Source organism: Algoriphagus resistens (genome assembly GCF_001442615.1).
Classification (GTDB): Bacteria; Bacteroidota; Bacteroidia; order Cytophagales; family Cyclobacteriaceae; genus Algoriphagus; species Algoriphagus resistens.
In genome coordinates, this window is sequence record NZ_LMXN01000026.1 from 19,603 (window position 1) to 28,340 (window position 8,738).

Below are 8,738 nucleotides of genomic sequence, written 5' to 3' on the forward strand. Positions count from 1 at the left end.
ACCATTTATAACCGACTTGCATTATTTGCTTTCGGAGAAAGGTTTGATTTACCGATTATTAATTAAGAATTGTGTCCCATGTCTCTGATGCTGTCTTTTCCCAGCTAAAATATTGAGCCCGTTCAAGACCTTTCAGGGTGCATTCCACATAGAAAATTTCATCATTTACCATTTTCTCTATACCAAGAGCGATCGCTGAGACATCACTTGGATCCACACAAAGAGCTGCACCACCGGCGATTTCAGGTAGGGAACTCGTATTGGAAGTCAGGACAGGTGTACCAGATGCCATGGATTCGATGATCGGCAATCCGAATCCCTCCATCAATGAAACAAACAAAGTCGCATGGGCACCTTTGTATAATTTGGGTAAATCTTCTTCTTCGATGAAACCCAAAAACCGAACCCTTTTTTGAATTCCGAGACTGGCAATCAACACCTCAAGTTCAGGATTCGTATTGCCAGAAAGAAAGAACATAAACTCATTGGGAATGCGTGCTTTTGCAAAAGCTGAAAGCATAGCAGGTATATTTTTGTTTTTGCGTCTATTTCCTACATAAAGAAAGTAAGGCCTTTCACTTTTAAATTCTTCTTCATTTTGAAGAAAATGATTGTCTACACCATTATAAATCACTTTTATCAACTCTTTAGGAATATGAAGCAATTCCACCAACTGTTTTTTGCTGTAATGAGAAACAGTGATGATTTTCTTTGCTTTTGGCGCCAGTCTCGCAATCACCTGTTCATAATAAATCTTGTGGAGCTTTGAATAATAGAACAAATGCATCAAATCATGCACAGTGAAAATAAATGGTGTTTTCGAGAATGCAGGAGGCATAAAGGACGGACTGTAGAAGATATCCGCATTTGACTTCTTGATTTCCTCGCTCAGCATCAGCGGTGTCAGCAAGTTGCCCAAGCCCATTTTACTTCCCACATATTCGCAGGAAACCACACTTGGCGTGTACTTGATCACTTCTTGATATAACCTACCGATTCCTGTGTTTCCTGCCCAGCGGCTGTCAATCAATATTTTTCTTTGACTTTTCATAGGCTGAATCTTATGTTTTGGATATTGAATTCTTGCAGTGTTCCAACCAGATAAATTAGCAAGAAATACATCACTACATCATTGTCATAACCAGAATATAAAATCATCATGATGGCGATGATCGGGAGGAAAAGCGTGATCCAAAATTTTTGATTGTCCATTTTTCGTAAGCAGTCTTTGATAAACCACACCAAAAAGGCTAAGAAGGAAATAAACCCTACAATGCCCATTTCTAAATAAGTGGATAAAAAGGTGTTATGGATATGAGGCTCTCCACGGTAGAAATCGGCATAGGTTTCCAGAAATTCCGGGGCACTAAGAAAGCCATTTCCCAAAGGGGAAATGGCATCAATATGTTGGGCAAATGCCTTCCAGTACACCAGTCGGATTCCCATTCCATCGTTGGACGCAGTGAGTGAATCTATCCGGATTATTTTTTGGAGGACAAATGGAAGCGCGATTACTGCCGACACGAGCAAAGCGATTTTCCATTTTTTTTCTACAGAAATCCACACCAGAAAGAAAAGCCCAAGCAATAAGGCAACTATAGGTGTGCGTGAAAGACTTAAGAAAGCAACTAGAAATACAAAGCCAATTCTCCAGATTGACAGTTTGCTTTTCAGCACAACTGGAATACAGATAAATGAAAACCCCATCAAGGCTATACGTGCGCCAAACATATTTTTGTCATCCAAGCCCCAGTAGTATAGCGAATCCCTATAAAGCGAACTAGCCTGCCCAGATGAATCACTTCCAGTAATCAGCTTAAAATCATACGCTTGGTGATAGACCAAAAGCTGAACTAATGATAAGGACAATACGGCTAGAAGCACGAGATCTAGTCTGGTGGCCAGCGACTCATTATCCCTTGATCCAAGCCAATTAATTGCAAAAAACAGAAAGACAAAATTAATGACCAGTTTGATGATATTAGTCAATGCAAGTGGCTCTCCCGGATAATTGATAAGGTAACTTAGTATGGCGTAAGAACTGAAAACACCTAATGCAATTGACCATTTAGGAAAAGATATTGTTGGAGTTTCCCTATAGAAAAAATATGAACTTAACAGAAAAATCATCGGATAAACCTTCACAGGTAGAAACATAGCAATCACAGAAATTAAAAAAAGAGATTCTGCAATCGAAATGGCTTTCCATTCATTTCCTGCCAGCGTTGTCGCTTGATTAGCGCGTGTGATAGGTGGAGTGTTCATTTCAAAGCTTCAAGTTTTGGATTATTCAAAGCCTGTTTCAAAACATCTTCATATTCCCCAATCATCCGGTCAGCATCTAAAATGGAAGCCACCGAGGATCGTGCATTTCTGCTAAGCTGATTGTATAACGCAGGTTCAAAGTAAAGTTGGCGCATGACAGCATTTAAGGATTCAGGTTCAATATCGTAGCAATACAGACCGTTGATTCCATCTTTTACCGTTTCTTGCAGTCCCCCTCTTTTATTTGCAATGACGGGGACATGATTTGCCAAAGCTTCGATCGCAACCATTCCGAGAGGTTCTTCCCAAAGAGACGGTACAATTAAGACGTCGATTTCAGCCAAGAATTCTGTGGAATTTACGTAACCCATAAACTCGATAGTTGCTCCGGAAGATTTTTCTTTCAAGTATGCCTCATATTCCTTATCCCCTTTTCCGGCTATGCTCAAGCGTGCATTGAAATCCAGTTTTTTAAACTGTTCAATCAACCATTCCAGCCCCTTGACTTTGGATAGTGTTCCCAGGTAGCCGAAATGAATTGGCTGCTCGGATTTTCGAAGAGGTTTTGAAGGTGGATTTGGGATAGTCCGGGTATTGTAAATGATATGTTTAGAGGCCTTTGGGAAATAGCCAAAATCTGTAAATCGCTGTAAAATACTGTTGCTGATACCGACTACAGCAGAGACTTGCTTTGACTTTTCCGGATGATTCCTTCGCAAAACTTTACAACTCCAACACTGGGTTTTACAGGTTTCCTCATTTTTGAACATATTGCTATTTGGGCATAGCAAATACAAATCATGCAAAACCTGGACAATGGGGATTCCTGCTTCGTATATGGGCTTCCAAACCTCCGAAGACCAGCCCGCAAGATTGTGGCAAGACACTACATCTGGTCTTTCAGCGCTTAGAATTTTCTTTACCACATCAGCCATCGCCGCATTTGACTGATCACGATAATGCCACGCAAGTCGGGAAAGCTTGTTTTTTTTGGCTTTCGAATAGGGCCAGTAGCTATTATGCAGGCCTGAACGATATACTTTTACCCCATCAATTACCTCTTTTTTCAGACCTTCTTCGGGCATCATACTTAACACGGCTACATCATGACCCAGAGATTTCATGCCTTCCACGATCAATTTCAGGGAAATCTCAGCTCCGCCTTCGATGAGTGGACTATAAAGAGAATTGATGTATACTATTTTCATGGGTTAAGATTAGTTGAAAAAAAATCACTAGAGTAAGGTCTTATAAAGACTGATCAATTGGCCGGATACATAATCTTTATTGTTTTTCTTTTGTACTAATTCACGCATTTGATGTCCTTTTTCCAGAAGGGATATAGAATCGTGTCTCCAGATTTGTAATGCCTGACGAATCTGAAATTCCAATACTTCGGCGTGCTCAGATTCAGAGGTATAGGTATAATCCAGTACGTTTTCTTCTGCCTGTAAGTCATCAATAGTGCCAATCCTTGGACAAATGACTGTTCTCCCATAGGAAAAAGCGAGAATGACAGTTCCTGAATTCAAACTGCTTTCCAGCGAATAGGGAAGAATCAATAAGTCGGAAAGATGTATATATTTTGGTAGTTCTTCGTCGGGAATGAATTTTAGCTCAAAAGAAATGTTTCCGGCATTTTCAGCCGATTTTTGCAGATGATCCTGGTAGGCTAGAGTATTCGGGTTGCCGGCAATGGTCAAATGAACATCCTCGGGAAATTTCTTGACCACTTCAATGAGCATTTCAATGTTTTTGTAAGGTTTGATCGCCCCAATAAAAAGGAGCTTCAGTTTTGAATCTCTTTTTTCTGGACTCTCTGGAATCATCGGACCGTAAACATCAATAAAATCAGGGTGCGGGATGTGGACAATTTTTGCTTCAAGACCTGGATATTGCCTATGTAAAATCTCTTTGGAAACTGCTGAATGGACAACAATCGCATCCGCAAGCGACACTACTTTTCTTGTCAATGCCTGACTTAGTTTTCCGGATTTTTTCTCATGGGAGAGTCTATTGTGCATCGTCCAAACCAGCTTTTTCTTTCCAAGTTTGATCGCGGCCAAAACGACTAATTTTCTGAAATAGCTTTTCCACATACTTCCCAGACTACTATCATCTAGGTTTTCAAACCAGTTTAAGTGAAGTAGTTTGATGGATTGAAAGTGTTTTTTCGAAGAAAGAAAGTCATCCAGTCTGCTCACCTCAAACCTGTTCTTTTTTAGTTCATTGACCAGAATGGCGATGTACTTATTTTCCTTGTTTTCACAGGGGTTGAAAATAATTCTGGGCTGTGGTTTCATTGGCTATGAGCGGTTAGAATTCTTGCTTTTGGCAAGCGCAACACCGATATCCTTGATAGACAATCCAAATTTTTCACGGGTATTCAACCACATTTTTGCTTTCGTAAGAGGGTTACCCCGCATGGACAGCATCAATGTATAAAGCTTCTTCTGATGCATATAATTGACTTTTTCTTTAAGCAAATGCTGGTAAATAACCTTATTTGAAGGATGTGGAGGATTGTTTTTTATGAAATCTCCCAACCAGTCCGCATAGCTCATGTCAGCCATCATCTTGTGAAGATCGTTTCCCGTTGAAGTGATGGAAAGTTGGTTGCTACGGTATTCGAACACGGGGTTGTTGGAATGTGCAATTCCTTTTTTGGCAGAAGCGATAAACGCTGTGATATCATCCGAACCCCAAGCCAATGGAAGTTTATAAAACCCCCCTTGAGCTCTCAAAGCAGAAGTGCGATAAACGTAATCTGAAATATAATTTGACCGTAGCTGGCGTAAGCGGTGCCAAATCGAATCATATACATACTCAAAGGAAGGAAGAGCCGGAGTGAGCACCACATCATTCCCGTCGTCGTCGATGATCTTGCTGCGGCAGTGGTATACATTTAATTCTGGATAGGCCTGAATCAGCGATTCGAATTCAGCCAAATAATCAGCAGAAAGCCGGTCATCATCACCCATTATGATGATATATTCCCCAGTTGCGTGCTCTAGACATTTATTCCAATTGTCCACCAAGTCATAAGCGCCCACATTTTTTTCGTTTTTGAAGTAGCGGATTTTGGGATCAGTGTTTCTCAAAACAATTTCTTCCACAGGCTCAGGAGAGCAATCATTCAGGATGATCAATTCGAAGTCCTTGATCCGCTGTGCAAGGATGCTATCAAGGCACTCTTGCAGGTATTTGCTTTTGTAGGCAGGAATGCAAATCGAAAATTTATTCTTGCTCATTCGGAGGATTGGGATTATTTCTCTTTAAGATTTTTGTTTGCAGAAATTCAATATCCGCAGATTTGATGATAAACAGAAAGTGGAATGTGGCAAAAACCGTAGTGAAAATTGCCGATCTACAAATCATTCCAAGAAATCCTTCTGGCATTTCTATATATTTTTCTATACCGAAAGCTAGCGCAAAGGCAATAACTGCTCCTAAAACTGAAGGTGAAAAAGCGCCGAAAAAGATCTTTTTGCTATCCAGCTTAAGAACTTTTGGAATATAATAACTGTAGAAGAAACCGATTGAAATCAGCATATATGCAAGATATCCTAGTACAGCTGCCCCTACATTCAAGGTAGGTGCGAGAATAATCGTGATCGGAAGCGAAAGAATACATGCAGTGGCAGATGAATAGATCAGAAAGCGGGTTTTCCCTGAAGAAAGAACCAGACTGGCCACGGGTGTATTGTGCATATTGAGAAGCACAGTGAGGAGCCAGATATTCATCCATATACTCAAATGGAGGTAATCTTTCCCCATATAAAGGAGAAGTATTGGTTCCGAATTCAGCACCAAAAGGAAAACAATGAAACTTAAAAAGAGGGAAATGTATCGTGTAGCTGTAAAAACCATTTTCTCCATTTTAGGATGGTTTCCCTCTTGATAGACTTTGGATGCGGATGGCAATAGCACCTGGAGAAAAATCGTCCCAAAGGAAATGATCAGCATTGCAATCGTCTGTATCACACGGTAATCTGTCAACACATCTATTCCGGAGGCGAATTTTGCCAGCAAAATAGGGCGTAATTCATTTGCGGTGAGCTGGAAAAGTCCCATTAGAAAAATCGCCGAGCTGTAGCCGATAATTTGTCTGAAAATCTGCCCATCCCATTTTGGCTTAAGCAATTGTCCTAAAGGAATAGGGAAAACCCGCAAGCGCATAATGTTTAGCGGGATAGGGACAAGTGTGGAAATGGTATAGAAAAGAAAGTAAAGCTGTAATGACCACTTGAAATGAATCGCGGCAAGTGCCACCACAAAGTTCAAGACACTACTAACCACTGTGACGCGGTTTACATAGCCCAATTCATCTTTGGCGCTGAGGAGCTGGATGATGACGTTCGACAGCCAGTTTAAAACGGTACTGGCCGAAAGAATGTACATCATGATCCGGTAAGTCGGTATTTGATCAGGTCTAAGATTAAAGAAAAATTGGCCGTAATTGGCCATAAACATGAAGATCAGCGCGTTTACTAGTCCGATTGTGCCGTAAAAGATAATACTTGAGCGTGAGGCTCTTCCTATATTTTCCCAGTCTGCTTTGGCTTCCCACATGGAGAAGAAACGGACAGAACCCACATTCATCCCTAGATCCATGAGTCTCAAATAGGCATTAAGGGAGAAAGCAAGGGCGATTAATCCGTAGTCAGCTTTGCCATAATAGCCTACCAAGAGTGGGATAGTCACAAACTTGGCTGCCGCATCTAGGATTTTGGCTAAGATTCCCCAGACTGAACCTGAAAAAATACGATTAACGGCAACTGGTTTGGCGCTCAAAATAGTCTTTTGATGAATTTGTAATGAATTTACGTCCTACTTACCAAAAATAGTTCCTGAGCTTAATTTCTCTAGATTAAAAATCAAGTATCTTTTTTGCAAGAAGTCTGTCGAACCATGCAGATACATGTTCTTTTGCTATGCTTAAGCAAGGTAGAGAATTTTTAAGGTTCATTATTATGGTCTTTAGGCTATGGCCTATAGACTACTGTCCAAATAAAAACACATGATAAAAGTCTTAATTATAGGAGCCTTCGACAGGTACAATTACGGTGATTTACTTTTTCCATTGGTGATCGAGCGTCAGCTGAGTAGGTATGGAAAAGAGTTCGAATTTGAATATTTTGGATTGGTGGAAAGTGATCTTTCCGACGTAGGGGGGCTTCCTACCAAAGGATTGCAGGAGTTTTATAAAGCCTGTAATGATCCCGCCAAACCTGTACATGTGATTATTGCAGGTGGAGAAGCTTTGGGGGTAACCTGGAATTCATTATTTGCAGCCTTGAATCCATTATTTCAAAGAATAAACAAAAGGCATGTGAAAGTCAATAAGCTATTGGACCTCAATGGCTGGACAAAAAAAATCCTAAAAGGCAAGACCACTCTCCCTTTTGTATTTGATAAATCTGATTTTGCTGGAGTAAAGTCAGTAACCTTGAATTCTCTTGGAGGCTCGGGCTTAAGTCCTGCGGTCTTTGCGAAATATGATTTTTTCAAGGAGAAGCTTCAGAATGCAGATTATTTTGCTGTGCGTGATCAGTTGACGGTCGATAATTTGAAGAAAAGTGGAGTGGATGCGGATCTTTTTCCTGACTCTGCCATCTTGATGTCGGAATTTTATCCCCTGGGTATTCTGCAAAAAAGAATCACCCCTGCGGTACAAAATTATGTGGAAAAGAATGCTGGAAATTACATTTTCGCCCAGATAAATAAAAAAACTACACGTGGATACGAGCAAGTGATCGCTGACGGATTGGATGAGATTTATCAGAAAGGCAAAACAGAAATTTGTCTTTGTCCGATCGGGAAAGCACTGGATCACGACGATCATGAGGCTTTGCAGGAAATCGGAACACTTTTGAAAAGTCCCTACACCTATTTCGATGCGGATAATATCTGGGATATCATGTATCTGATCGCAAATGCAAAGTGCTATGTGGGCACAAGTTTACATGGAGCTATCACAGCCTTAAGTTACGCTGTTCCGCATGTGGGACTGAAGGTGGAAAAGCTCGGTGCCTACTTAGCCACTTGGGGCTTAAAAGGTAATCAGCGCTCAGTTGAGTTTCCGGAAATCTATAAGCAGTTTCAAATTGCTACTGCTGCTTTTAAAGAGGATTTGGAAGCCTCCAGAGATCGGCAACTTGATGAAATCAAGAAAGGATTTGATAAGATGGTGAAGGTGCTGGAAACAAATTGACAGCATGCTTCTCTACCTTTTTATAAATAGGAGTGTAAAACCCACCCATCGCCTTAGCGTGGGTGGGATGTAAGCGACAAACACTAACCTGGTGAAAGAATGTACTGATGGATCATTTCCGGTGATGCTTCACCTATTGAACAAACGAAATTTCCATCCGACCAAAGTAGATGCTGATCCCCCTAGTGTTTACGAAGTGTAGATGGGTGCAGAAACCATAACTGATGGGTGATCCTTGTTCTAACCTACGGGGCCATTT

7 protein-coding genes are annotated in these 8,738 nt (G+C 40.8%); 1 reads left to right on the forward strand and 6 read right to left on the reverse strand.

The genetic code is table 11. The features are described from left to right. Positions 1–58: 58 nt before the first annotated feature. Genes AS141_RS25190 through AS141_RS25215 form a run of 6 tightly spaced genes read right to left on the reverse strand, consistent with a single transcriptional unit; the run spans position 59 to position 7,059 of the window. Entirely contained in the window at positions 59–1,051 is a 993-nt protein-coding gene (locus AS141_RS25190) for a glycosyltransferase family 4 protein (protein ID WP_057940490.1), read from the reverse strand. Next, positions 1,048–2,265 carry an O-antigen ligase family protein gene (locus AS141_RS25195; protein WP_057940491.1) on the reverse strand — a complete coding sequence of 406 codons (1,218 nt, stop codon included), beginning with the start codon at positions 2,263–2,265 and terminating at the stop codon, positions 1,048–1,050. The genes AS141_RS25190 and AS141_RS25195 overlap by 4 nt, the downstream gene beginning before the upstream one ends. Further along, complete coding sequence (locus AS141_RS25200) at positions 2,262–3,473, reverse strand: glycosyltransferase family 4 protein (RefSeq protein WP_057940492.1); 1,212 nt, start codon at positions 3,471–3,473, stop codon at positions 2,262–2,264. The genes AS141_RS25195 and AS141_RS25200 overlap by 4 nt, the downstream gene beginning before the upstream one ends. A gap of 27 nt (positions 3,474–3,500) precedes the next feature. After that, a complete protein-coding gene (locus AS141_RS25205) occupies positions 3,501–4,568 on the reverse strand; it encodes a glycosyltransferase (RefSeq protein WP_057940493.1) in 1,068 nt (355 codons plus the stop codon). A gap of 3 nt (positions 4,569–4,571) precedes the next feature. Continuing rightward, positions 4,572–5,516: a glycosyltransferase family 2 protein gene (locus AS141_RS25210; RefSeq protein ID WP_057940494.1), complete on the reverse strand. Its 945-nt coding sequence runs from the start codon at positions 5,514–5,516 to the stop codon at positions 4,572–4,574. Next, positions 5,503–7,059 (reverse strand): lipopolysaccharide biosynthesis protein, encoded by a 1,557-nt coding sequence (locus AS141_RS25215; RefSeq protein WP_057940495.1) that lies wholly within the window; start codon positions 7,057–7,059, stop codon positions 5,503–5,505. Before AS141_RS25215 ends, AS141_RS25210 begins: the two co-directional genes overlap by 14 nt. A gap of 226 nt (positions 7,060–7,285) precedes the next feature. Here AS141_RS25215 and AS141_RS25220 point away from each other — a divergent pair, with 226 nt between their 5' ends. Beyond that, complete coding sequence (locus AS141_RS25220; RefSeq protein ID WP_057940496.1) at positions 7,286–8,479, forward strand: polysaccharide pyruvyl transferase family protein; 1,194 nt, start codon at positions 7,286–7,288, stop codon at positions 8,477–8,479. Positions 8,480–8,738 lie beyond the last annotated feature (259 nt).